Origin of the sequence: Agromyces sp. GXQ0307 (assembly GCF_044769845.1) — a bacterium.
Lineage (GTDB): Bacteria > Actinomycetota > Actinomycetes > Actinomycetales > Microbacteriaceae > Agromyces.
Genome location: NZ_JBIZVY010000001.1, coordinates 510,889 through 535,963, shown reverse-complemented (window position 1 = coordinate 535,963; position 25,075 = coordinate 510,889). Strand labels below are relative to the sequence as shown.

Annotated in this window: 20 protein-coding genes and 1 tRNA gene; 16 read left to right on the top strand and 5 right to left on the bottom strand. The window is 70.1% G+C overall.

Annotated elements, in window-relative coordinates; translation table 11 throughout:
• Positions 1-4: 4 nt before the first annotated feature.
• From ACIQH8_RS02465 to ACIQH8_RS02420, 10 genes are all read left to right on the top strand, one after another.
• Positions 5-2,101, top strand: a complete 2,097-nt coding sequence (locus ACIQH8_RS02465) for an intein-containing Rv2578c family radical SAM protein (protein WP_400995681.1) — start codon at positions 5-7, stop codon at positions 2,099-2,101.
• A gap of 85 nt (positions 2,102-2,186) precedes the next feature.
• Positions 2,187-3,518, top strand: coding sequence for a sensor histidine kinase (locus ACIQH8_RS02460; RefSeq protein ID WP_400994349.1), 1,332 nt, complete (start codon positions 2,187-2,189; stop codon positions 3,516-3,518).
• Positions 3,515-4,663, top strand: coding sequence for a hypothetical protein (locus ACIQH8_RS02455; RefSeq protein WP_400994347.1), 1,149 nt, complete (start codon positions 3,515-3,517; stop codon positions 4,661-4,663). The genes ACIQH8_RS02460 and ACIQH8_RS02455 overlap by 4 nt, the downstream gene beginning before the upstream one ends.
• Entirely contained in the window at positions 4,653-5,333 is a 681-nt protein-coding gene (locus ACIQH8_RS02450; RefSeq protein ID WP_400994345.1) for a response regulator, read from the top strand. The genes ACIQH8_RS02455 and ACIQH8_RS02450 overlap by 11 nt, the downstream gene beginning before the upstream one ends.
• The gene (locus ACIQH8_RS02445; protein WP_400994342.1) at positions 5,333-5,950 is read left to right on the top strand and encodes a thymidine kinase; all 618 of its coding nucleotides are present in this window, start codon (positions 5,333-5,335) and stop codon (positions 5,948-5,950) included. The genes ACIQH8_RS02450 and ACIQH8_RS02445 overlap by 1 nt, the downstream gene beginning before the upstream one ends.
• Positions 5,951-6,127: 177 nt before the next feature.
• The gene (locus tag ACIQH8_RS02440; protein ID WP_400994339.1) at positions 6,128-7,606 is read left to right on the top strand and encodes a sugar transferase; all 1,479 of its coding nucleotides are present in this window, start codon (positions 6,128-6,130) and stop codon (positions 7,604-7,606) included.
• A gap of 67 nt (positions 7,607-7,673) precedes the next feature.
• The gene (locus ACIQH8_RS02435; protein WP_400994336.1) at positions 7,674-9,515 is read left to right on the top strand and encodes a DUF4012 domain-containing protein; all 1,842 of its coding nucleotides are present in this window, start codon (positions 7,674-7,676) and stop codon (positions 9,513-9,515) included.
• A gap of 26 nt (positions 9,516-9,541) precedes the next feature.
• Positions 9,542-10,417 carry a glucose-1-phosphate thymidylyltransferase RfbA gene (gene rfbA, locus ACIQH8_RS02430; RefSeq protein ID WP_400994334.1) on the top strand — a complete coding sequence of 292 codons (876 nt, stop codon included), beginning with the start codon at positions 9,542-9,544 and terminating at the stop codon, positions 10,415-10,417.
• Positions 10,414-11,424: a dTDP-glucose 4,6-dehydratase gene (gene rfbB, locus ACIQH8_RS02425; RefSeq protein WP_400994331.1), complete on the top strand. Its 1,011-nt coding sequence runs from the start codon at positions 10,414-10,416 to the stop codon at positions 11,422-11,424. The genes rfbA and rfbB overlap by 4 nt, the downstream gene beginning before the upstream one ends.
• A complete protein-coding gene (locus ACIQH8_RS02420; protein ID WP_400994329.1) occupies positions 11,421-12,851 on the top strand; it encodes a sugar nucleotide-binding protein in 1,431 nt (476 codons plus the stop codon). Before rfbB ends, ACIQH8_RS02420 begins: the two co-directional genes overlap by 4 nt.
• A gap of 52 nt (positions 12,852-12,903) precedes the next feature.
• Here the strand turns inward: ACIQH8_RS02420 and ACIQH8_RS02415 are convergent, their stop codons facing one another.
• A complete protein-coding gene (locus tag ACIQH8_RS02415) occupies positions 12,904-13,401 on the bottom strand; it encodes a GtrA family protein (protein ID WP_400994327.1) in 498 nt (165 codons plus the stop codon).
• Positions 13,402-13,461: 60 nt separating this feature from the next.
• On the opposite strand from ACIQH8_RS02415, the gene ACIQH8_RS02410 reads away from it, so the two are divergent.
• The 3 genes from ACIQH8_RS02410 (at position 13,462) to ACIQH8_RS02400 (ending at position 17,006) form a co-directional block, all read left to right on the top strand.
• Positions 13,462-14,226, top strand: coding sequence for a glycosyltransferase family 2 protein (locus tag ACIQH8_RS02410; protein ID WP_400994324.1), 765 nt, complete (start codon positions 13,462-13,464; stop codon positions 14,224-14,226).
• Positions 14,223-15,779, top strand: coding sequence for a hypothetical protein (locus ACIQH8_RS02405; RefSeq protein ID WP_400994321.1), 1,557 nt, complete (start codon positions 14,223-14,225; stop codon positions 15,777-15,779). The genes ACIQH8_RS02410 and ACIQH8_RS02405 overlap by 4 nt, the downstream gene beginning before the upstream one ends.
• A 102-nt stretch (positions 15,780-15,881) precedes the next feature.
• Complete coding sequence (locus ACIQH8_RS02400; protein ID WP_400994319.1) at positions 15,882-17,006, top strand: DUF418 domain-containing protein; 1,125 nt, start codon at positions 15,882-15,884, stop codon at positions 17,004-17,006.
• A 79-nt stretch (positions 17,007-17,085) separates the two neighbouring features.
• Here the strand turns inward: ACIQH8_RS02400 and ACIQH8_RS02395 are convergent.
• From ACIQH8_RS02395 to ACIQH8_RS02385, 3 genes are all read right to left on the bottom strand, one after another.
• Positions 17,086-17,159, bottom strand: a tRNA-Pro gene (locus ACIQH8_RS02395).
• An 87-nt stretch (positions 17,160-17,246) separates the two neighbouring features.
• Positions 17,247-18,221 carry a metallophosphoesterase gene (locus tag ACIQH8_RS02390; RefSeq protein ID WP_400994317.1) on the bottom strand — a complete coding sequence of 325 codons (975 nt, stop codon included), beginning with the start codon at positions 18,219-18,221 and terminating at the stop codon, positions 17,247-17,249.
• Positions 18,221-20,824: a transglycosylase domain-containing protein gene (locus ACIQH8_RS02385; protein ID WP_400994315.1), complete on the bottom strand. Its 2,604-nt coding sequence runs from the start codon at positions 20,822-20,824 to the stop codon at positions 18,221-18,223. Before ACIQH8_RS02385 ends, ACIQH8_RS02390 begins: the two co-directional genes overlap by 1 nt.
• 134 nt (positions 20,825-20,958) lie before the next feature.
• Here ACIQH8_RS02385 and ACIQH8_RS02380 point away from each other — a divergent pair, with 134 nt between their 5' ends.
• From ACIQH8_RS02380 to ACIQH8_RS02370, 3 genes are all read left to right on the top strand, one after another.
• Entirely contained in the window at positions 20,959-21,186 is a 228-nt protein-coding gene (locus ACIQH8_RS02380; protein WP_400994312.1) for a hypothetical protein, read from the top strand.
• Positions 21,186-21,662, top strand: a complete 477-nt coding sequence (locus ACIQH8_RS02375) for a RidA family protein (protein WP_400994309.1) — start codon at positions 21,186-21,188, stop codon at positions 21,660-21,662. Before ACIQH8_RS02380 ends, ACIQH8_RS02375 begins: the two co-directional genes overlap by 1 nt.
• A 485-nt stretch (positions 21,663-22,147) precedes the next feature.
• Complete coding sequence (locus ACIQH8_RS02370) at positions 22,148-22,912, top strand: endonuclease domain-containing protein (RefSeq protein WP_400994306.1); 765 nt, start codon at positions 22,148-22,150, stop codon at positions 22,910-22,912.
• Between the two features lie 155 nt (positions 22,913-23,067).
• Here ACIQH8_RS02370 and acs read toward each other — a convergent pair whose 3' ends face one another.
• Positions 23,068-25,023, bottom strand: coding sequence for an acetate--CoA ligase (acs, locus tag ACIQH8_RS02365; protein ID WP_400994303.1), 1,956 nt, complete (start codon positions 25,021-25,023; stop codon positions 23,068-23,070).
• Between the last annotated feature and the right edge of the window lie 52 nt (positions 25,024-25,075).

The window sequence follows — 25,075 nt, the reverse complement described above, 5'->3', positions numbered from 1 at the left end:
ACGTGTGCGGTGGAACGGGCAGGAACTCGGCGTCGAACAGCAGGACGCGCTGCCGGGCCTGGCTCGCCTGAACAACCTCGTCAGGTCGGTGCAGACCCCCGAGTTCGCCGGCGTGACATTCCACGAGGTGCTCGCGAAGTCCGCGCTGAACAGAGTGCCGGGCCAGTCGTACGTTCCGTTCGGCTGGACCATCAATCCCTATCGGGGATGCAGTCATGCCTGCGTCTACTGCCTGGATCCGAGTACGCGGATCACGATGGCGGACGGATCGGTGCGCGAACTGCGCGATGTCGAACCAGGCGACACAGTGGTCGGGACCGCGCGGCGAGACGGATACCGGCGCTATGCGCCATCTACGGTGCTTGCCAAGTGGTCGACGCGAAAGCGCGCCTACCGGATCACCTTGGCCGACGGTACGACGCTGGTGGCGAGTGGCGATCACCGCTTCCTGACCGAGCGCGGGTGGAAGCACGTCACCGGCGCGATGCATGGAGCGAATCGGCGTCCGTACATCACCACCGGGAATTCATTGATCGGGTTCGGTCGTGGAGCCACCGGGCCGGACTTCGAACGGACGGAGGAGTATCGTCAGGGTTACCTCACCGGGATGATTCGCGGCGATGGGATGCTGCTCGAACGAGACGATCCGCGCACCGGGAGGCCAGATCAGTCCTACCGCGCATATCGCTTCCGTCTTGCGCTGGCGGATGGCGAAGCGCTCGATCGGAGTCGCGAGTACCTGCTCGGGTTCGGGGTGGCCACAACGACGTTCGAGTTCTCGACGGCGACGGCCACGAGACGCCCGATGATGGCGATTCGGACGAACCGTCGGGCCGACCACTCGCGGATCACCGAGCTCATCGAGTGGCCAGCTGATCCGAGCGCAGCCTGGCACGCCGGATTCCTCGCCGGTGTCTTCGATGCCGAGGGGTCGAATTCCCGTGGCATCCTCCGCATCTCCAACCGCGACATCCGCATGATCGAGGCGACGGCGACGTCGCTCGAGAAGTTCGGGTTCGATGCCGTGGTCGAAGGTCCGGCGGCGAATGGTGTTCGGAATGTCCGACTACGTGGGGGAGTGGCGGCTCGACAGCGATTCTTCGACTTCACCGACCCAGCGATCCTCCGCAAGCGCTCGATACTCGGAACGATGGTGAAGACGCACGCTGATCTGCGCGTCGTCGCCGTCGAACCGCTCGGCACCGAGATCGAGATGCTCGACATCACGACGACTACCGAGGACTTCATTGCGAACGGCGTGGTCAGCCACAACTGCTTTGCACGGCCGACCCACGAGTACCTCGACCTCGGCGCCGGCGACGACTTCGATCGACAGCTGATCGTCAAGGTCAACGTCGCCGACGTCCTGCGGCGCGAGCTCGCGAAGCCGTCCTGGCGGCACGAACCGGTCGCGCTCGGCACGAACACCGACCCCTACCAGCGCGCTGAGGGACGGTACGCGCTCATGCCGGGCATCATCGAAGCGCTCGCCGGCAGTGGCACCCCGTTCAGCGTGCTCACGAAGGGCACGCTGCTCCGCCGCGACCTGCCCCTCCTCGCTCGCGCACGCGAACACGTTCCGATCGACCTCGCGATGTCCATCGCGGTGTACGACGACGAACTCCAGCGCTCGATCGAGCCGGGCACCCCGACGACCGCGGCTCGCCTCGCGGTGGTCACGGCCGTGCGCGACGCCGGGTTCGAGTGCACCGTCTTCCTCATGCCGATCCTCCCGTTCCTCACCGACACGACGGCGCACCTCGACGACGCGTTGCGACGCGCGAAGGCCGCCGGGGCGACGAGCGTCGTCTACTCGGCACTCCACCTGCGAGGCGCCGTGAAGCCGTGGTTCCTCGCCTGGCTCGCGCGCGAGCACCCCGAACTCGTGCCGAAGTACCGGGCGATGTTCCCCGGGTCCACCGCCTATGCGCCGAAGGAGTACCGCAGCTGGCTCGCGGCGCGGATCCGACCGCTCATGCGCGCGCACCGGCTCGAGCGCGGCCGCGAGGACGCGGTCACCGGCGGGGTCCGGTCGACTGCGTCCGTTGCGTCGTCAGCCGAACGCACGCTCGATTCCGCCGCACCCGCGATGCTGTTCTGACGGCGGTTGTCCGACTGGGCCGAACGCCTGCCGAATGCGATAATCCGGCCAGTGCCGTTTCCCCGACGGCCGGATCGGAGCACACATGACGCTTGGTCTGCCCGAGCATCTCGCGAAGGCGTCCCTGAGTCGGGCGCTCGCGAGCGCCGGGCATGCCGCCGGAGCGGTGTGCCTCGCATCGGCCCTCGTGATCGCGATCGCGTCGATCGCGCTCGAGCCGACCGGCGAGGCCGGATCGGATCGGCAGGCCGCGATCGCGGCGCTCGTCCTCGTCGGCGTGCAGGCCGCGTTGTTCGCGCTCGTGGCGCTCCGGCCGAGCGTCACCCTCACCGTCGTGTACCTGCTCGGCGGGACCGCCGTCGTCTACGGACTCACCGTGCTCGTGATGGCCCCGGGCAACGGCTTCGAGACGACGAACAACGCGGTGCTCGCCATGCCGCGCACCGCGCTGCTGCTCGTCGGCGGCGCCGGCATCGGATCACGGATCGCGATCACCTGGGCGGTGCTCGGCTGGGGACTCGGCGAGGCCGCGTCGTTCCTCGGTGCCGCGACCGCGGGCGCGGCCTGGGCGCCGAGCGCGGCAGCGGCCGCCGCGCTCGGCATCGTGATCGTCACAAGGGTCTTCGACGGCATGACCCGCAGCGACGCACGACGCGAGACGGCGCTGCACCGGGCAAGTCAGCAGACGCGCGAGCTCGTCATCCGTCACGACTACGAGCTGCGCGCCATCGCGCGCCTGCACGACACCGCACTCAGCCACCTCGTCGCGATCGCGGCATCGGGCTCGGGCCCGGTCGACGAGCGCCTCCGCGCCGCGATCGGCCACGACCTCACGCTGATCGTCGGGCGCGACTGGGCGACCGAGCACGTCGACGACGCCGAGGCGGTCGCCGCGCCGACCGGAACCGGGGGGCCGGTCGCCGCAGTGGTCCGTGCGGCGGGCGGCCACGAGCCATCCGACGCCTCGAGCGGGCACCCGGCGCGACCGGGCCGGGCCGGCACGACCTCGACCGTCGCGACACCGGGTCGCACCGAACCGCTCGCGGACGCGCTCGATGTCGCTCGCGACGCCGGACTGTCCGTCAACGTGTCCGGCGCGGCTGACGCCCTGACCGCCGTCGGTCCCCGGCGCCGCGCCGCGATCGAGGCCGCCGTCGCGCAGTGCCTCATGAACGTGGCCCGCCACGCCGGCGTCGACGACGTCGAGGTCGCCCTGGGGCGTGCGGACGGGGAGGTCACCGTCGTGGTCGTCGACGACGGACGCGGCTTCGACCCCGACCGCGTGCCGGAGGATCGCATCGGGCTCCGCACCTCGATCAAGGGCCGCATCGAGCAGGAGGGCGGTCGCGCACGGGTCTGGTCGCGGCCGGGCGTCGGCACGACCGTGATGCTCGCGGTCCCGGAGGGGGGCGAATGAGTACTGCGCTGCGGCTCACGCAACAGGAGGTCGACCCGATCGGCGGTGTCGCGGCGGCGCCGCTCGTCCTCATCGGCTCGATCCTGTCGGTCGCGACCGCGATCGGCCTGACCGGGTGGCACTGGGGCGAGGTGGGCTCCCCGCTCGCCGCGATCGTCGGCATCGTCCTCGTCGCGGCCGCGGGAGGGGTGGCGACCGTGTCGGCACTCCCGGCCCGTGCGCCGTTCACGGTGGACCGGCTGTGGTTCACGGTCGCGCTCGCCGTCGGCGGGGCGATCGCCGAATACGTGAGCACGGTCGGCGCCGACCGGTACCTGTACGACGACTACGGTCCCCTCGTCGTGGGCATGATGATCCTCTCCCTCGCACCGTTCAGTACCTGGGTGTCGTTGCTCGCGGCCGGAACGGTCGCCGCAGCCGTGCTCGCCATCCTCGCGGTCGGATCGGCCGGAGCGAGCGCGACCCAGGCGAACGCCGCCGCCCTCGTCGCCGTCAACTCGGTCGCGGTGCTGGCGCTCTCCGCGGCGGGAGCCGCGTACTCGGCGACGATCGTCCGCGAGAGCCTCGCATGGCAGCGACACGCGAACTCGATCGCACTCGAGCGCGACGGGGGGATGCGCGCCGGAATCGTTCGCTCGGTGCAGCAGGGTCGCGTCTCGGTCCTGAGCCGGGAGGTGCTCCCGTTCCTCGCGGACATCACGAACTCGGAGCGGATCAGCGTCGCGGATGCGGACCGGGCCCGCGAACTCGCGGAACTGCTGCGTCGAGCACTGAAGGCCGGCATCGAATCGACCTGGCTCGACGACCTCGCCGCCTCGATCGAGGCCGCCCGTCGGGTTCCGATCACGGTGCAGGATCCGGGAGCGACCGCCGGACGACTGCGCAGCGAACAACGGCCGCCGCTCACGGCGCTGCTCTCCTGGCTGAGCAGCGGCGGGCGCTCGGACGCCATCCGGATCTCCGTTGATGCGGAGGGCGGCGGCGCGATCGTGAGCGTGGTCGCGATCGTCGACGCCGACGGCGGCTCGGCGCCGTCGCGACGGGAGGTCGAACGGTTCCTCGCCGTCGCCCGTGCCGTCGGCGTGCGCGGCGACCTCGAGATGGCGCGAGAGAATGTGCGGGTGGAGTTCCGATATGACGCCTGAACCCGACGCCGCCGACGTCGTCCGGGTCGCGATCCTCGACGACCACGCCGTCATCGTCGACGGCATCTCGAGCTGGATCGCCGATCACTCACCCGACCTGGAGGTCGTCATCCGGACGACGCAGTGGCTCGACCTCATCCGACATCCCGACTTCCCCGTCGACCTCGTGCTCATGGACCTCCAGCTCGGCGACACGGTCTCCATCGAGTCGCGGATCCGTGCGTGCCGCGCCGCCGGAGCCATCGTGGTCGTGGTCACGGCGGTCGACGACGAGGCATCGCGTGCCCGCTGCCTGGCCGCCGGAGCGGACGCCTTCGTCTCGAAGACGCTGCCCGTCGACGCCGTGGTCTCGGCGGCCCGGCGCGCGCTCCGGGGCGAGCGTGCCGTTCGCGCGTCCGGTGACCGGTCCGCCGCCTCCGACCCGGGCGAGGCGGGCCCGTCGGTCTCGGCACCTCCGGAGGCCGCGCTCAGCGCCGCCGAGCGTCGCGCCGTCCAGCTCTACGTCCAGGGGATGTCGACGGCCGAGGTCGCCGCCGGCATGGAGGTCGGCTACGAGACCGCGAAGACGTACCTGCGCCGCGCGCGCGACAAGTACGCCAAGGTCGGTCGGCCCGCGAGCCGACGGGCCGAGCTGATCCGCCGCGCGGCGGAGGACGGGATGCTCGAGTAGTGGCCAAGCTCTACTTCCGGTACGGTGCGATGAACTCGGGCAAGTCGACCGCGCTGCTGCAGGCGGCCTTCAACTACGAGGAGCGTGGTCACCGGGTGCTGCTGGCCAAGCCCGCAGTCGACACGAAGGGCGACCGCGACATCGTCTCGAGGCTCGGGGTGGTGCGCGAAGTCGACTTCACGATCGCACCCGACGACCAGACGCTCGACCTCTTCCAGCGTCACCGCACGCCCGTGATCGAGGCGAGCGGGCGCGACGTGAGCTGCCTGCTCGTCGACGAGGCGCAGTTCCTCACGGGAGACCAGGTCGACGACCTGCTGCGGATCGCGCTGCTCGACGACATCCCGGTCCTCGCGTACGGCATCCGCACCGACTTCCAGACCGTCGCGTTCGAGGGCAGCCGCCGCCTGCTCGAGGTCGCGCACAGCCTCGAGGAGCTGAAGACCATCTGCCGGTGCGGCCGCAAGGCCATCTTCAACGGCCGTCGCGTCGGCGAGCGGTACGTGTTCGACGGCGACCAGGTCGCGATCGACGGCGTCGAGGTCGCCTACGAGTCGCTCTGCGGCGTGTGCTACCTGCAGGAGAGTGGGGGACGGCTGCGCGGCCGGCACGGCTGACGGCGCCCTGATGTCGGCATCGCCGGTTCCGGGGCGCGCCCCAGTTCGGGGGACACTTTCGACCCTGTCCTCCGAGATGGGGACATCCGGCGATAGCCTGTCCATGCCCGCCGACCCGAACGGCGGGTGCTCGGGGGTCGACATCGGGCCCTGGAGTCGCGGCGGCGGAGGTGATTGATGACCCTCACGCGGCAGTCCACCGAGACGAGTCCGGCCGAGGTGGTCGCCGAGTGGCAGCGCTCGTACGCGCGTCGGCTGCTCGTGACCGACCTCGTCGTCATCGTGTTCGCCGTCTACGGCTCGCAGTTCATCCGGTTCGGTACGACGGGCACGTCCCTGCGCATCCCCGGACTCGACGGCGACGCCGATTTCCTCCTCAGCTATGCGCTCGTCTCCGCGCTCCTCGCCGCCGGCTGGTTCGTGTCCCTGGCGGTCTTCGCGACGCGTGATCGTACGATCATCGGCGCGGGCACGGCCGAGTACCGGCGCATCGCCGACGCGAGCATCCGAGTCTTCGCGGTGCTGGCGATCCTCGCGTTCCTGCTCCGATCCGAGATCGGCCGCGCCTACGTGCTCGTCGCCTTCCCGCTCGGCCTCGTCCTGCTCGTCACCGGGCGCTGGGCGTGGCGGAAGTGGCTGCTGCGCCAGCGTGCCGCGGGCCGTTTCCTGCACCGTGCCATCCTCATGGGGGAACGCCAGAAGTCGGTGCACGTCGCAGAGCAGATCGCCCGCGACGGCATCTCCGGCATCCTCATCGTCGGCGCCGTGACCGAGCACGGCGAAGCGGCGCGCGAGCTCGCGCCCGGCATCCCGGTCCTCGGCGCGTACGACGCGATCGACGACGCGCTGCGCGATGCGCGCGCCGACACGGTCGTCTTCACGGGCGCCGACACGATCGATCCGCGCGGCATGCGCGAGCTGGGCTGGCAGCTCGAGGCGACGTCGACGAACCTCGTGGTGGCGCCGGCGATGACGGATGTCGCGGGCCCGCGCATCCACGCGCGACCCGTGGCCGGGCTCCCGCTGATCCAGGTCGACTACCCCGTGTTCACCGGACGAAAGTACGCGGCCAAGCGCGCGTTCGACGTGGTCGTGTCCGCGCTGGCCCTCGTCATCCTCAGCCCGGTGCTCCTGACGATCGCCGTGCTCGTGCGCCGAGACAGCGACGGACCGGCGATCTACTCGCAGGAGCGCGTCGGCCTCAACGGCGAACGCTTCCGCATGCTGAAGTTCCGCTCGATGGTCGTCGACGCCGAGGCGCAGCTGCCGACGCTCCTCGACCGCACCGACGGCAACGGCGTGCTCTTCAAGATGCGCACCGACCCGCGCGTGACCCGCATCGGCGCCATCCTGCGCCGATACAGCCTCGACGAACTGCCGCAGTTCGTGAACGTGCTGCGCGGTGAGATGTCCCTCGTCGGACCGCGCCCGCCGCTCGCGGCGGAGGTCGAGCGCTACGACGACTGGGCGCGTCGGCGCCTGCTCGTGCGGCCGGGTATCACCGGCCTCTGGCAGACGCAGGGTCGATCCGACCTCTCGTGGGACGACAGCGTGCGCCTCGACCTCTACTACGTCGAGAACTGGTCGCTGACCGGTGACGTCATCATCCTCTACCGCACCGGGCGGGCGGTGCTCCGGGCTCAGGGCGCCTACTGATGGCGTGTCCGGATCGTGACCCCGCTCCGGGTCGATTCACGGGCACGCGCATCTACTATGGGGCATCGTGACGACCCCCGATTTCGTGCTCGCACCGGAGCGGCATCATCGCAGCTCCGGTGGCGGACAGCGGAAGCGCCGCCGCCGTCGCATCATCTTCCACTCGATCTTCTGGCCGCTGCTCGTCATCCTCATCGTCGGCATCGGCGTGGCCGGTGCGCAGGTCGCCGAACGCGGGTTCGCGGCGAAGGACGAACTCGAGCAGGCGATCCCGCTCGCGAAACAGGCACAGCAGCAGGTGCTCGACGGCGACCAGGAAGGCGCGATCGCGACGATCGATCAGCTCCGCACGCACTCGGCGAAGGCGCGCGAACTGACGGACGATCCGATGTGGCGCTCCTTCGAATGGGTCCCCACGCTCGGGGCGAACCTGCAGGCCGTCAGGATCACGTCGGCGTCGGTCGACGACCTCGTCGACGGCGTCGTCGAACCCGCCACGACGCTCAGCATCGACGCGTTGAAGCCCGTCGACGGCGCTGTCGACCTCGTCGCCCTCACCGAACTCTCGACGAAGATCGACGGCGTCGCCGACACGATCGTCCACGTCGCATCCGAGCTCGATTCGATCGACCGCGAGGCGCTCATCGGTCCGGTCCGCGACGGCGTCGACCAGCTCGACGGCGCGGTGACCGAGCTCGAGCCGATGATCCTGCCCGCACAGCAGGCCCTCGCGGTCCTGCCCGGCGCACTCGGTGCCGACGGTCCGCGGAACTACCTCGTCCTGTTCCAGAACCTCGCCGAGGCACGCGGCACCGGCGGCAATCCTGCCGCGCTGCTGCTCGTGAACGTCACCGACGGACGGATCAGCATCGCCCGGCAGGCGTCGAGCAGCGACTTCCAGAACGGGCGCGCCGAGCCGATCATCCCGCTCGATGCCGAGACCGAGGCGCTGTACGGCGACAAGATCGGCCGCTACATGATGGATGTCACGCTGACGCCCGACTTCCCCGAGACCTCCGAGCTGATCCGGGCCTTCTGGGACGAGTCCTTCGGCGACCAGGTCGACGGGGTCGTCTCCTTCGACCCGGTCGCCCTCGGCTACATCCTCGGCGCGACCGGTCCCGTCGCGCTGCCGACGGGCGAGAAGCTCACATCCGAGAACGCCGCGAGCCTCGTGCTCAACGAGGTGTACTCGCGATACGACGAGCCGGAGGACCAGGATGCCTTCTTCGCCGCCGCTGCCGCATCCGTGTTCAGGGTGCTCACGTCGGGCGGCGGAGACGCGGGCGCGCTCGTCGAGGCGCTGACGCGCTCCGTCGACGAGGACCGCCTCATGTACGTGCCGTCCGACGCCGCTGAGGCCGAGTACATCGCCGAGTCGCGCATCACCGGCATCCTGCCGACGGACAACTCGTCGGAGAGCGTCCTGGGCGTCTACGTCAACGACATCACGCAGGGCAAGATGGACTACTACCTCCAGCTCGACGTCGCCGCCTCCACCGACGCGTGCACAGTCGGTGCGGGCACGGCCCCCACGTTCACGACCAACGCCACCTTGACCAACACCGTTCAGCCGGGCGACGTCGACGGACTCGCCGAGTACGTCGCGACCGGCAAGTACTTCCCGAGGGGCGACATCTCGACCGACGTCGTCCTCTACGGCCCGGTCGGGGCGACGCTGCAGTCGGTGACGGTCGACGGGGCGCCCGCTGCGGCCACGCCACTCCCGCACCTCGGCCGACCGGCGGTGAAGGTCAACATCCGCAACGTCCCCGCGTCCTCCCACACGATCGTCGCGACCTTCGGCGGCGAGGCCGATGCGGCGTACGGCCCGCTCGAGGTCAGGCACACGCCGCTCGTGCGGCCCGCCGGCGTGACCATCGACGCGCCGGGCTGCAGCGACGGGTGATCCGTCCGTCCGGCAGAATCGAAGCGATGAAGGGCATCATCCTCGCCGGCGGCTCCGGCACGAGACTCCACCCGATCACGATCGGCGTGTCCAAGCAGCTGCTTCCCGTCTATGACAAGCCGATGGTGTACCACCCGCTCAGCACGCTCATGCTCGCCGGGATCCGCGACATCCTCGTCATCACGACGCCGCACGACGCCCCGCAGTTCCATCGTCTCCTCGGCGACGGATCGCAGTTCGGCGTCGAGATCTCGTACGCCGAGCAGCCCAGCCCCGACGGCCTCGCGCAGGCGTTCGTGATCGGCGCCGACTTCATCGGTGACGACGACGTGTGCCTGGTGCTCGGCGACAACATCTTCTACGGCCCCGGCATGGGAACGCAGCTCTCGCGGTTCCGAGGGCTCGACGGTGCTGCGGTGTTCGCCTATCGGGTCGCCGATCCGTCGGCGTACGGCGTCGTCGAGTTCGGCGACGACGGACAGGTGCGCTCGCTCGAGGAGAAGCCCGTGCACCCGAAGAGCGCCTACGCGGTACCGGGGATCTACTTCTACGACAACGATGTGGTCGCGATCGCCCGGTCCCTTTCGCCGTCCGCGCGCGGAGAGTACGAGATCAGCGACGTCAACGCCGCCTACCTGGCCCAGGGCAGGCTCCGCGTCGAGATCCTGCCGCGCGGCACCGCCTGGCTCGATACCGGAACGTTCGACTCGCTGTCGGACGCGACGGAGTTCGTTCGCACCATCGAGCGGCGTCAGAACCTCAAGGTCGGTGCGCCCGAGGAGGTCGCCTGGCGTCAGGGCTGGATCAGCGACGACGAGCTCCGCGAACGTGCCGCCTCGCTCGACAAGTCCGGCTACGGCGAGTACCTCGCTGGCCTTCTCGAACAGGGTGGGACCGCGTGAGCACACTGCTCGTCACCGGCGGAGCCGGGTTCATCGGCTCGAACTTCGTCCGCCACGCACTGGAGCACACCGGGCACGACGTCGTCGTGCTCGACAAGCTGACGTACGCCGGCGACCTCGCCTCGCTCGAGGGCGTGCCCTCCGACCGATTCCGTTTCGTCCGCGGCGACATCGGCGACGCGGGCCTCGTGGGCGCACTCACGGCCGAGCTCGATCCGGCGACCGACGCGATCGTGCACTTCGCCGCCGAGTCCCACAACGACAACTCTCTCGCCGGCCCGAGACCCTTCGTCGACACCAACATCCTGGGCACGTACACCCTCATCGAGGCGGCACGGGAGCGCGAGCTCCGCTTCCATCACATCTCGACCGACGAGGTCTACGGCGATCTCGAGCTCGACGACCCCGCGAAGTTCACCGAGTCGACGGCGTACCGACCCTCCAGCCCGTACTCCTCGACGAAGGCGGCATCCGACCTCCTCGTCGCCGCCTGGGTGCGCAGCTTCGGTCTCCGGGCCACGATCAGCAGCTGCTCCAACAACTACGGGCCGTACCAGCACGTCGAGAAGTTCATCCCGCGCCAGATCACCAACGTGCTCGGCGGGAAGCGGCCGAAGCTGTACGGTTCCGGCCGCAACGTGCGCGACTGGATCCACGTCGACGATCACAACAGCGCCGTCCTGGCCATCCTCGAGCGGGGACGTGTCGGCGAGACGTACCTCATCGGCGCGAACGGTGAGCGGAACAACCTCCAGGTCGTCGAGACGATCCTCGAGCTGCTCGGACAGCCTCGCGACGCGTACGACCTCGTCGACGACCGGCCGGGACACGACCTGCGGTACGCCATCGACGCCTCCAAGCTCCGGACCGAGACCGGGTGGGCGCCGAGGTACACCGACTTCCGCGACGGACTGGCACGCACCATCGAGTGGTATCGCGACAACGAGGCCTGGTGGGGACCCCAGAAGGCCGCCACCGAGGCTCGATACGCGGAGCTCGGCCGTTGACCGGCTCGTCGCCTCGGCCGGCCGTCCGCGAGACCGCGATCCCGGGGCTGCTCGTCGTGGACCTGGCGATTCACGGCGACGCACGCGGGTGGTTCAAGGAGCACTGGCAGCGGGAGAAGATGATCGCGCTCGGGCTTCCCGACTTCGCTCCCGTGCAGCAGAACGTGTCCTTCAACGCCGCGGTCGGGACCACTCGCGGGTTCCACGCCGAACCGTGGGACAAGTACCTCGGCGTCGCCACGGGTCGGGCGTTCGGCGCCTGGGTCGACCTCAGGCCGGGGTCGGGGTTCGGGCGCGTCGTCACGCACGAGCTCGATCCGGGCACCGCGGTCTTCGTTCCTCGCGGGATCGCGAACGCCTTCCAAGCGCTCGAGCCCAACACCGCGTACACGTACCTCGTCAACGACCACTGGTCGCCGGATGCCGCGTACTCGGCGGTCGACCTCGGCGATCCGGCGCTCGGCGTCGAGTGGCCGATTCCCCTCGACCGGGCCGTGGTCTCGGACAAGGACCGCGCGAACCCGAGCCTCGCCGAGGCGACGGCGGTCCGGCCGCTCGAGACCGTCGTGCTCGGAGGCACCGGTCAGCTCGGCCGCGCCCTCCGAGCGTCGTTCGGTGGAGCCGGCGGTGGTGACCCGGTCCCCGCCCGCTTCCCGGGCCGGGGAGAACTCGACCTCGCCTCGCCCGAGTCGATCCGCTCCTACGACTGGTCGGGGGTGGGCACCATCATCAACGCGGCCGCCTACACCGCGGTCGATCGAGCCGAGGTCGACGGGCGCGCGGACGCGTGGACCGTGAACGCCACCGCTGTGGGCGTGCTCGCCGACATCGCGCGACGACGGCGCATCACGCTCGTCCACGTCTCGACCGACTACGTCTTCGACGGATCGACATCTCCCCACATCGAGCACGAACAGCCCGCGCCGCTCGGTGCGTACGGTGCCTCGAAGGCGGCGGGCGAGCTCGCCGTGCAGCTCGTGCCGAGGCACTACCTGATCCGGACCGGGTGGCTCATCGGCGACGGCCCGAACTTCGTCCGCACCATGGCTCGGCTCGCCGAGGACGGCGTCGACCCCGCGGTGGTCGCCGACCAGACGGGGCGGCTCACCTTCGCGGACGAGCTTGCCCGCGGCATCCGCCACCTGCTCGACCGCCGCGCCGAGCACGGGACGTACCATCTCTCCAACGGCGGCCCGGTGGTGAGCTGGTTCGACATCGCGCGCGACGTCTTCGCCGAGGTCGGCCACGAACCCGGCCGGGTTCGGCCGACGACCACGGGCGCCTACGTCGGTGAGCGTGTCGCTGCCGGACAGGCGATCGCGGCGAGGCCGATGCACGGCGAACTCGACCTCGCGAAGATCCGCGCGACCGGGTTCGACCCCGAACCCGCCGCGACGGCGCTCCAGCGATACCTGTCGTCGCACTGAGCGGACCGCCGATCCTCGCGAATCCGCGCGCCGTGCGCGACCGGTCGCCCGATCAGTGCGGCGTCGCGGAGTTGTTCGGTGCGGCGGAAGGGGCGGTCACCGCATCCTCGCGGACCCGAACTCCCCGGAACACGACGTAGTGGTACAGCAGGAAGCGCAGCACGACGACGACGATGATGCTCGCCAGGTTCACGGCGTTCACGACGAACGGACCCGCCTCGCGGCCGAGCATCGCGGAGGCGGCCTCGACGCCGGCCCAGACCAGCAGTGCGCCGAGCGCCGTGCAGACGGCGTTGACGACGATGAACAGCGTGATCTCCACGGCCCTCGTGTGTCCGCCGCGGTGCCGGAACGTCCACTCGCGGTTGCCGATGTACGCGTTCACCAGCGCGACGAGCGAGGCGACGACCTTCGCCACCACGACATCGACGCCGAGCACGAGGTAGAGCAGGTTGAACACCGCGATCTCGATGATCGTGCTGATGGCGCCGACGGTGAGGAATCGAGCCCCGAGACCGGCGAGACGGCGCCAACGAGCGTGCTGTGACATTCGACTACGCTACTACGGAGCCGGCACCGCCCCGCGTCCGGTCGAGCGTCGGGAGGACGTGTGCAGCTGGACCATCTCGTCGTCGTCATGCCGGCCTACAACGAGGCCGAGGGGCTGCCCGGCTTCCTGGCCGAGATCGACGAGCACCTCGCACCGCTCGCCGTGCGGCTCAGCATCGTGGTCGTCGACGACCGATCGACGGATGAGACGTTCCGAGTGCTCCGCGAACTCGAAGCCGAACTGCCGGCGCTCGTCCCCATCCGCGCCGACGAGAACCGCGGACACGGGCCCAGCGCACTGGCCGCGTATCGCGCCGGACTCGAGCGATCGCCCGACCTGGTCCTCCATGTCGACGGAGACGGTCAGTTCCACGGGTCCGACCTGGCCAAGACGGTGCGTGCCTCCGTCTCGACCTCGGCCGATGTCGTGCACGGCGTTCGTCGCGGTCGTGGGGATCCGTGGTTCCGCCGGGCGCTCACGTTCGCGGTGGGTGTCGTCGTGTGGGCTGCGGTCGGCCGACGCGTGCCCGACGTGAACACCCCGCTGCGCGCCTATCGGCCCGCGCCGTTGGCCGAGCTGCTCGCCGCGGTGCCGACCGATGCGCTGGTTCCGCACGTCCACTTCTCGCTCGCCGAGGTGCGACGCGGGTACTCCGTGCGCTACGTCGAGGTCGCGAGCCTGCCCCGACGTGGTTCCAACCAGTCGGGCACGATGTGGGGCGTCGAGCGTCAGCCCAAGCTCCCGCCCAAGCGCCTCAGGCGTTTCGCCGTCGCTGCGGCGGCCGAGCTCTGGCGGGTGTCCCTTCGGCCCGGAGCCGCCAGGTGACGACCGCATCGGACGCCGGGCGCGGCACGGCGACGGTGCTCGGCCGCGCCTCCGTCATGCGTGCGGCCTGGTGGGTGGTCTTCGCGGCGCTGATCCTGGCCAACCTGGCCGTGGTCGTCCCCGGCATCGTCACCGTGCGCCTCTGGGAGGACGAGGCGTTCAATCTGACCGTGCCGCTCAACCTCGTCCGCGGACTGGGCTACGCGAGCGACGGGACGCTCTCGGGCAGCACGCTCACCCCGTTCGACGTGCGGATCTCGACCGGTCCGGTCGTCCTGCTTCCCGTCGCCGGGCTGCTGGCGCTCGGAGTCGACCCCGTCCTGGCCGGGAGGTTCGTGGCGACGCTCGGCTACGTCGGGCTCGTCGCGGCGCTCGGGCTGCTCGGTCGCCGATTGGGCGGCCGCTGGGCGGCACTCGTGGCGATGGCCGTTCCGCTCGCCTTCGAGACGGCGGCACTGCCCTCGCCGATCCAGACTCCCGTCGACGTGCTCGGCGAGGTGACCGCCGCCGCGTTCCTCGCCGCAGCGCTCCTCTTCGTCCATCGGCGACCGTGGCTGGCCGGACTGCTCGTCGGCTTCGCCATCCAGACGAAGTTCATCGCACTGCTCGCGGTTCCGGCCTTCGCGGTCGCCGTCCTGCTCGACGCCGCCGGGCCGCTGCCCGCTCGACTCCGCGCCACGGTGCCGAGGTTGCTCGTCGCCGCAGCCGCCGCGGCGGCACCCACCCTGGCCTTCGAACTCGCCAAGCTCCTCACGCTCGGGCTCGGGGGGTACTGGGCGAATCTCCGAGACTTCGGGTACTTCCTCCTGTCGGGCGGGCAGCGCGGGTACGTGGTCACGCCGGGCGAGAAGATCGGCGTCCTGCTCGGATCCTGGAACCTTCCCGCGGGTGCGGTCGCGGCGCTCGCTGCACTCGCGGTGGTCGGCGGTGGCGCCCTGCTCATCGCCGCAGCGCGCCTCGTGCGGCGCGATCCCGACGTGCTCGGCCGCCGTGGACGAGCCCGAGTCGGATGGCGCGAGGCCGCCACCGTCCTCATCATCGCGATCCTCGGCCTCGCGACGTTCCTCGGATGGTGGCTCGTCTCCCGGCACACGCCCGGTTGGGTCCGACATCCGGCACCCGGCATCCTCGCATTCGCCCCGGTCATCGGCGCGGCCACCGTGCCTGCCGCTCGCATCGTCTGGAGCGGTTCACGCTCGATCCTCGCGCGTGCGGCCGTCGCCGTCGTCGGCACGGTACTCGTGATGGCACTCGCATGGTCGATCGCGGGGCGCGTCGCCACCGTCGGGACGCGACCCGGCGCCACCGGAGAGACGCTCCCCGACCAGCGAGCCGCCGCCGCCGACATCGGCGGGCTCGATCACGATCGACTCGCGACGTGGTGGGGGGCGGCCGTGAGCATCGCCGTGCTGTCGGGCGCACACATCGGGCTGACCGACGCCGGCGAACCGACCGCCGACGACCCCACCATCTGGGCCGGGGAGCCGCCGTTCGACGAATGCGTCGTCGAGCTGCAGTCGGGTCGATACACGGTCTGCGCGCCGCGTCCCTGATCGTCGGAGTGCCGCGGAATGCGCCGCGAGCGCAACGGAGCGCGGCCGCGATCGCAACGGAGAGCGGATCGGCTGCGACCGAAGCGGATGGGAAGATGGCGCATGGCCGTTTCCCGTCCGACCCACGTGCGCGCCATGCGGTCGCGGATCGCGGGAGTCGACGCTGCTCGCGGCCTCGCCCTCATCGGCATGTTCGTGGCCCATGTCGCACCCGGCGCGGGGGACCAGCTCTGGGACTCGGTCATCGCGATCGCCGACGAACGCCCCCGGCTGCTGTTCGCCCTCACCGCCGGGGCTGGGCTCGGACTCCTGACAGGTGGCATCGACCCCGTGCGCGAACCGGTCGATCGGATGACCCTCCGGCGCCAGATCGCGATCAGGGCGGTCCTGCTCATCGCTCTCGGGGTCCTGGTCGTCGCACTGTTCAGACCGCTCGTGTTCGTGATCCTCGACGTCTACGGGGTCGCGTTCCTCGTCATGCTGCCGCTGCTGTTCGTCCCGTCGCGCGTTGCGGTGCCGCTCGGCGCCGGACTCCTCGTCGTCACGCCGGCGATCGTCGAACTGGCAGGGCGCTCGAGCGGGCTCGCCGAGGTCGCTGACGGCCCGGCCGGCATCCTCGTCGAGTGGTTCCTGCTCGGCGCATACCCCGTCGTGATCTGGGTCCCGGTCATGCTGATCGGTCTGGGCCTCGCGAGGGCGGGCCTCGAGCGGGCCGGGACACTCGCGCGCGCGGCGATCGCCGCCGCAGCCGTCCTGCCGCTGACCCTGCCGATCGCCGTGCTCCTGCCGGGCGCGACCGATATCGCCCGGGTACCGGAGACCACGGCGTGGAGCATCCCCGTCCGGGCGTCGCTCGAGACGGTGGGCAACACGGCCGTCGGCGTTCTCGTCCTCGCCGGCACGACCGCCCTCCTCGGGCTCGCTGCGGATCCGGTGCGCCGCATGGCCGGCGTTGCGCTCTCCCCGTTCACCGCGATGGGAGCGATGCCGCTCACGGTCTACACCCTGCACCTGGTCGTCATTGCGAACGCGAAGTACGTCCGGGAGGACGGCGTCGTCACGGACGACTCGTGGGCGCTGCTGATCGGGCTCATCGTCGGTTCCGCCACGTTCGCCCTGCTGTGGCGCAGGTACGCCGGCATCGGCCCGCTGGAGCGGTTCTTCCGCTGGGCGAGCGGGCGCAGTCGAACGGATCCGGGCGACCCGACCTCCGATCCGGTCGCCTGAACAGCTTCGAGAACAGTTCGAGCCCCCTCGCAGTGAGGGGGCTCGAACTCCGGGCCGCCATGCGGCTCCGGTCTCCCGGTCGGGGTGACAGGATTTGAACCTGCGACCTCTTCGTCCCGAACGAAGCGCGCTACCAAGCTGCGCCACACCCCGGGGGGCCCGTAGGCCTCCACAAGCATAGCCGAGATTTCGGGTGCTCCCGACCACCCCGTCCTCGCCGGCCAGCGGCGAGATGCGACGTCAGCGGCTCGCGACGAGCGTCATCAGCGTCGCCTCGGGCGGACACGCGAATCGAACCGGTGCGGTGATCGACGTGCCGAGGCCGGCGGAGACGTTGAGGAACGCACTGCGCAGCCCGTGACGCCAGACGCTCAGTCCGCTCGCCTGCCGGCGTGGGATGTCGCAGTTGGTGACGAGCGCGCCGACGCCGGGGACGCACACCTGCCCGCCGTGCGTGTGGCCGGCGACGAGTAGTTGCGCCCCGTGGTTGACGAAGGAATTCAGCACCCGTCGATACGGGGCGTGCGTCACGCCGATGGTCACCGACGGACGCAGGGGCGCACCGTTCCCACGGTCGGGCCAATCGTCGTCTCCGAAGGAGTCGCCGGCGCGGAGGTCGTCGATCGCGGCGGCGACGACCTCGAGACGGTCGAATCCGCGATGCGGATCGTCCACGCCGAAGAACTCGAGATGCGTGCCATTGACCTCGAGTGAGGCCGCGGCGTTGTCGAGATCGAGCCAACCGAGCTCGTCGAAGAACGCGTGCAGCGCATCGATGTCGAGCCGTTCGGCTCGCCTGATGATGCCGGACGGGCCGCCGAAGTACGAGAACGGGTTCTTCACGACCGGGCCGAAGTAGTCGTTCGACCCGTTGACGAACACGCCCGGAACGCCACGGAACGGCTGGAGCGCCCGGCGCACGCCCTCGAGCCCTCGTCGGTGCCCGAGGTTGTCTCCCGTGTCGATCACGAGGTCGGGCCGGAGGTCGGCGAGCGACGCAATCCACTCCTGCTTGTCTCGCTGCCAGGGCGCCATGTGAAGGTCGGAGATGTGGAGCACGCGGATCGGTTCGGACCCGGCTGGCAGCACCGGAACCTCGACGCGTCGGAGCGTGAAGCGGCGACGTTCGACGAGCGAACCCCACGCGAGTGCGGCTGCGCCCGCCGCGCCGACCGCGAGTGCGATCCGCGCGACGGGCGTCAGGCCACGACCCATCAGTCGCCCTGGCCTGTGGAGTCTCCGCCCACGCCGGGACCACCGCCACCGTTGCCGACCTCGAGTCGTCCGACCACGATCTGCACGCGGTCCCCGGATTTCACGGCGCTGCCCGAGCCCGGGGACTGGCTGATCACGATGCCGTCCTGAGTCGGATCGGTGACGTCCTGCTCCTGCCGGTTGACCTTGAATCCGGCATCCTTCAGGGTGTTCTCCGCCTCGTCCGCGGTCATGCCGACGACATCCGGAAGCCCTGAGAGGTTGCCCCGGCTGACTTGGAGGCTGATGATCGCGCCGCGGCTCGCAGCGCCGGAGGGCGACTGCGCACCGATCGTGCCCTTCGGCTTGTCGGAGTCGACCTCGCCATCCATCCGCCAACCGAATCCGGCGGACTCGAGCGCCTTCTGCGCCTCCTCCGGCGAGAGACCGAGCACATCCGGCACCGAGACCTGGGGCGCGTTCATCATCGACGAGGGCGGCTCCGGGAAGTCGCCGCCGCCGTAGCGGGCATTGGCGACCGACATGACCCGGGGCCAGATCTGGTGACGCAGCGACGCGGCCTGGCCGGCATCGAAGTACGTGTCGCGGAGGTTCACGTGGCCGGTGACGTTGAACACGCCGACGACCGTCGCGACCTCGGTCGAGGCGCCGCTCATCCAGGTGGCCTCGGCGTTGTCGGTCGTCCCCGTCTTGCCGATCATCGGCACCCACGGGTAGGTGTTGCCACCCGATGCCGCTGCGGTGCCGCCCTCGATGGTCTTCCGCATCGCGTACGCCGTACCGGCGGCGACCTCGGGAGTGAGGGCCTGCGTGCACTCCGACTTCGGCGGCGCGACCTCGCTGCCGTCCTGCTTGGTGATCTTGTCGATCGCGATCGGCGAGCACGAGTTGCCGTTCCCGGCGATGCCCGCGAACGCGGTGGCCATCGAGAGCGGAGCGACCTCGTTCGTGCCGAGCACGGCCGACGGGAACTGCGAGAGCGGGTCGTGGTCTGCGCGGTGCACCCCGAGCGCCTCGGCGGTCTTCGCGATGCCGCAGAGGTCGAGCTGCTTGGCCATCGCCACGAACCCGGTGTTGTAGGAGTTCATGGTGTTCTCGACGGCGGTCCAGTACCCGCCGGGACTGAAGTCGTCGTTCTTCGGGCCCCAGCCGTCGCCGCTCATCGTGCCTTCGCAGCTGTTGTTGAAGGAGCCCCAGTTCTCGCGGAAGCGCGCGTCGACGGACTCGTTGAGCGCATGCCCTTCCTTCAGCCACTCGGCGAGCGTGAAGACCTTGTACGTCGAACCCGGCTGGAATCCGCTCGAGCCGCCGTAATCGATGTCGGTGTTGTAGTTCACCGCCGAGTAGTTCCGGCCGGTCGCGAGCACCTCGGGATCGGCCGAGTAGTCCTTGTTCTGCGCCATCGCGAGGATGCGCCCGGTGCCGACTTCGACGCTCACCACCGTTCCGCCGATATCGACCCCGTCCGTGGCCTTCGGCACGGTGTCGTTCAGCGCGCTGACGGCCTCGTTCTGCAGCGTGAGGTCGATCGTCGTGTAGATGTCGAGGCCGCCCTTCTGGAGCAGCTCGCGGCCCTCGTTGACATCTTCGGTCGCGGGATCGTCGAACTTGTTCTTGATCTCCCACGTGACGTAGTCGCAGAAGAACGCGTACCCTCGCGACGAGACCGAGGCGCAACCGGTACTGGGCTGGGAGAGGTTGGGGGCGACCGGCTCGGCGACGGCGGCGTCGTACTCCTCCTGCGAGATCTTCTTCTCGTCGAGCATCTCCTGGAGGATGTAGTCGCGCCGATCCTTGTTCGCCGCGTACGGCGTGGGGTTGCCCGCGGCGTCGACGGAGTTCGCCCCGTTCTCCTCGCTCTCCGGGTAGTCGAGACGGAACTTCTCGGGATGGTTCACGATCGCGATGAGGCTCGCGGCCTGGGCGAGCGTGAGATCGTGAGCGTTCGTTCCGAAGTAGTACTGTGCGGCGGCCTGCACGCCGTAGACGCGCCCGCCGAAGTGCGCGATGTTGAGGTAGCCGCGGAGGATGTCGTCCTTGGAGGACTTCTTCTCGAGCGCGATCGCGTATCGGATCTCCTTGAGCTTGCGCTCGGCGCTGACCTCGGTGGCCGCGGCGTACGCCGCGTCCTTCTCCTCCTCGGTCGTGGCCTCGGAGACGCCGTTGTTGATCAGCACGTTCTTCACGTACTGCTGCGTGATCGACGAGCCGCCCTGGGTGTCCTGCCCGATGACGGTGCTCAGCGCGCCGCGCACGGTTCCCTGGATGTCGACCCCGCCGTGCGAGTAGAAACGGGGGTCCTCACCGGCGACGGCGGCGTCCTTGAGGTACTGGGAGATGTAGTCCCAGGCGACCTCTTCCCGGTTCTCGTCGTAGAAGCTCGCCATCGCCGACGGACGGCCGTCGACCATGGCGTAGATCGTCGACTTCTGCGAGAGCTCGTCGATCTCGAGGTACCCCGGGAGGTTCTCGAACATGTTGATGCTGTTGTTCGCGGCCATGCCCGTGACGGCGAGCGCAGGGGTCACCGCGGCGGTCACGAGGATGCCGGCGAGCGCGCTCATGCCGACGAAGCCGAGGATTCCCGCGGCGGCATCGCTCATCGTTCGATTTTGGGCAGACATAGAGTGGAGCCTAACTGAGGAAGGCTGGCAAAATCCGGCATGCCGCAGGGCGGCAGCGCCCACGGCCGGCTGAGCCTCAGGATAGCCGCCCGTCCCGACACCGAGGAGTCGCCATGCCCGCATGGGAGTACATCACCACCCCGCTGCTCATCCACAACACCGCCGCGATCCTGAACAACTGGGGCTCGGAGGGGTGGGAGCTCGTGCAGGTCGTGCAGGGGCCCGAGGGCGGGCTCGTCGCCTACCTGAAGCGTCCGGTCGGCGAGGAGTCATCGGTTGCGGCATCCGCCGGCCAGGCCGCCGCCGCGCAGGCCGCCAAGCAGTTCGAGGGCGACGCCTGATGGCCGCCGTCTCCGCCGAGGCCCGCCTCGCCGAGCTCGGTATCGAGCTGCCGGATGTCGCGGCCCCCGTGGCCGCCTACGTGCCCGCCGTCACGACGGGCACCCTCCTCTTCACCTCGGGCCAGCTGCCGTTCGTCGCGGGCGCGCTGCCCGCGACCGGCAAGGTCGGCGATGGCGACGGGCGCGTGTCCGCGTCCGATGCGAAGGAGTACGCCCGACTCTGCGCGCTGAACGCCCTGGCCGCGGTGAAGGCCGAGCTGGGTTCGCTGGATCGCGTGACCCGTGTGGTCAAGGTCGTCGGCTTCGTGGCGTCCGATCCGGCCTTCACCGGGCAGCCGGGCATCGTCAACGGCGCGTCGGAGTTCCTCGGCGAGGTCTTCGCGGATGCCGGCCGTCACGCCCGCTCGGCCGTCGGCGTCGCCGTGCTCCCACTCGACGCGCCAGTCGAGATCGAGCTCGTCGTCGAGTTCGCGTAGCCCGCGGGCGGGGCTCCGCCCCGCGCCCGCCCCGCCGCGGGCAGGGGCTCCGCCCCGCGCCGCCGCCGCCCCGCCCCGGGGCTCCCGCACCCGGGTTCTTCGGTTCACAGGAGAATCCGCGATCTACAGGACGGTATCCACGGAAACGTCATGTGGATCGGAGGATCTCCTGTGAACCGTTGCGGGCGAGCGGATGCCGCGGCGCGGCGGCCGCGACGGGGCGCGTGTCCTCCACACGTCCGATCGAGCCGGGGTGGCACACAGCGTGCCCAGCGGTCGATACGGTCGCATCCGGCAGGCGCGACGATCTGCGGATGACGCGAATCACTCCACGTGCCCTCGTCGAGCGACTCGGAGGCATCGCGCACCGAGCGGATCTCTACGAAGCGGGCGTGAGGCGAGACTCCGTCCAGGCATCGATCCGAAAGGGAACCCTGATACGGGTCCGCCGAGACTGGGTCGCAACGCCGGGGTGCGATCCCGCTTTGACTCGCGCCGTCCGCATCGGCGGTCGATTGAGCTGCCTCTCCGCGGCCGAGCACCTGAAACTCTGGAGGATCGACGACGGCAGGTTCCATGTCTCGGTACCCTCGACGGCGAGCCGACTGAAGCTGACCCCGCACGCGTCGGGTCGGCCGGCGGCGGAGACGGTGCACTGGTCCGAACCGCCCGTCGACGTGACCAACCGCATGGCGATCGACCCGTTGGAGAACGTGCTCGTGGCGATCGCCCGATGCCAGCCGCACGAGAACGCCGTCGCCGTCATCGATTCCGCGCTCAATGCGAAGAAGGCCAGGAGGTCGCAGCTGCTGCGGCTGGCTGAGAGGATCGGGGGCTCGTTCGCCGATGCGGTCGCCGCCTCCGATGCTCGCGCCGACAGCGGACTCGAGACCCTGCCGAGGCTTCGGCTCGCTCGGCGTGGGGTCACGATGGTGCCGCAGGTCCGTGTCGATGATCACAAGGTCGACGGGCTCGTCGGCGAGCGGCTCGTCCTCCAGTTCGACGGTGATGGATTCCACTCGACGACGGAGCAGCGGCAGCGAGATCGCGTCGAGGACGCTCGACTGGTGCTGCAGGGATTCACCGTCCTCCGGTTCGGTACCCACGACGTGATGCAGACGTGGGAGTCGGCGGAGCGCCAGATCCTCTCGGCGGTCGCGCAACGGCTGCATCTGTGGTCCGGGCCGCTCGAGCTGCGACCGGCTTCACAGGAGATCCTTCGAATTACAGGAGGTCCTGGCCTCCGCTGACCTGTGCATCGCTGATGCTCCTGTAAACCGCTCGTGGGGCGGTGGGGCGGCGGGCGGCGGGGCGGCGGGCGGCGCCGCGCGGTGCCGCGCCCGCGCCGCCAACGACGGATGCCGCGGCCGGAACCCCCGGCCGCGGCATCCGCTGTTCGAACGGGTCAGCGCACCTGGGCGCTGATCACCTCCATGATCGACGTGTCGGCGAGGGTCGTCGTGTCGCCGACCTCGCGGCCCTCGGCGAGGTCGCGCAGCAGGCGCCGCATGATCTTGCCCGAGCGGGTCTTCGGCAGTTCGTTGACGATGAACACCTGACGCGGACGCGCGATCGCACCGATCTGGGTCGCGACGTGCCTGCGCAGCTCCTCGCTGGCCTCGAGCGGGTCGGTCACGTGCGAGACCTGGCTGGCCTTGAGGATCACGAACGCGACGACCGCCTGCCCCGTGGTCTCGTCGGACGCGCCGACGACGGCGGCCTCGGCCGTCCAGGGGTGGGCGACGAGCGACGACTCGATCTCGGCCGTCGACAGGCGGTGCCCCGAGACGTTCATGACGTCGTCGACGCGGCCGAGCAGCCAGATGTCGCCGTCCTCGTCGCGGCGGGCGCCGTCGCCGGCGAAGTACTTGTCGCCGAACTTCTCCCAGTACGTCTCCTTGAAGCGCTCCGGGTCGCCCCAGATGCCGCGGAGCATCGACGGCCACGGCTCGGTCGCGACGAGGAGCCCGCCGCCCTCGCCCTCGACCTCGGTGCCGTCGTCGTCGAGGATGTCGATCGAGATTCCGGGCACGGGCACCTGCGCCGACCCGGGCTTCAGGTCTGTCACGCCCGGCAGCGCCGAGATCATGATCGCGCCCGTCTCGGTCTGCCACCAGGTGTCGACGACCGGGATCGAACCGCCGCCGATCACGTGGCGGTACCAGATCCAGGCCTCGGGGTTGATCGGTTCGCCGACCGAGCCGAGCAGGCGCAGCGTGCGGAGGTTGAACTCGTGCGGGATCTGCCGGCCGAGCTTCATGAACGAGCGGATGGCGGTCGGCGCCGTGTAGAGGATCGTCACGCCGTACTTCTCGACGATCTCCCACCAGCGGCCGGGGTGCGGCGTGTCGGGGGTGCCCTCGTAGAGCACCTGCGTCGCGCCGTTCGCGAGCGGGCCGTAGACGACGTACGAGTGCCCGGTGATCCAGCCGACGTCGGCCGTGCACCAGTACACGTCTCGCTCGGGGTGCAGGTCGAACACGTACTTGTGCGTGAACGCCGCCTGGGTGAGGTAACCGCCCGAGGTGTGCAGGATGCCCTTCGGCTTCCCGGTCGTGCCGGACGTGTAGAGGATGAAGAGCGGATGCTCCGCCTCGAACCCCTTCGCCTGGTGCTCGTTCGACGCGGTCGCGACCGTCTCGTGCCACCAGAGGTCGCGCTCCGCATTCCAGTCGACCTCGTTCTCACCCCGCCTGACGACGAGCACGTTGCGCACGGTGCCGCCCTCGGCCTTGCCGAGGGCCTCGTCGACCACGGGCTTCAGCGGGAACACGCGGCCCTTGCGGTAGCCGCCGTCAGCGGTGATGACCACGGATGCCTCGGCGTCGTCGATGCGCGACGCGAGGCTGTCTGCGCTGAACCCGCCGAAGACGACCGAATGGATGGCGCCGATGCGCGCGCAGGCGAGCATGGCGACGACGGCCTCGGGGATCATGGGGAGGTAGATCGCGACGCGATCCTGCTCGCCCACCCCGAGGTCGGTCAGCGTGTTGGCCGCGCGCTTGACCTCGTCTGTCAGCTCGGCGTATGTGATGTCGCGGGAGTCGCCGGGCTCGCCTTCCCAATGGATGGCGACGCGGTCGCCGAGGCCGGCCTCGACGTGCCGGTCGAGGCAGTTCACGGCGACGTTGAGCTCGCCGTCGTCGAACCACTTCGCGAACGGCGGGTTCGTCCAGTCGAGCGTGCGGGTGAAGGGCTTCTCCCACTGGAGCAGCGTGCGGGCCTGGTCGGCCCAGAATTCGAGCCGGTCGGCGCGAGCGGCGTCGTAGAGGCCCTCGTCGGCGACGGCCTGGGCGGCGAACTCGGGACTCGGGCGGAAGCGCCGGATCTCCTCGAGCGCGTGATCGATCTGCGCGTTCATAGTGGTGCGATCGCTCCTTCGCGAAGTGTTCGGATGACGGGTCGCCTGCCCC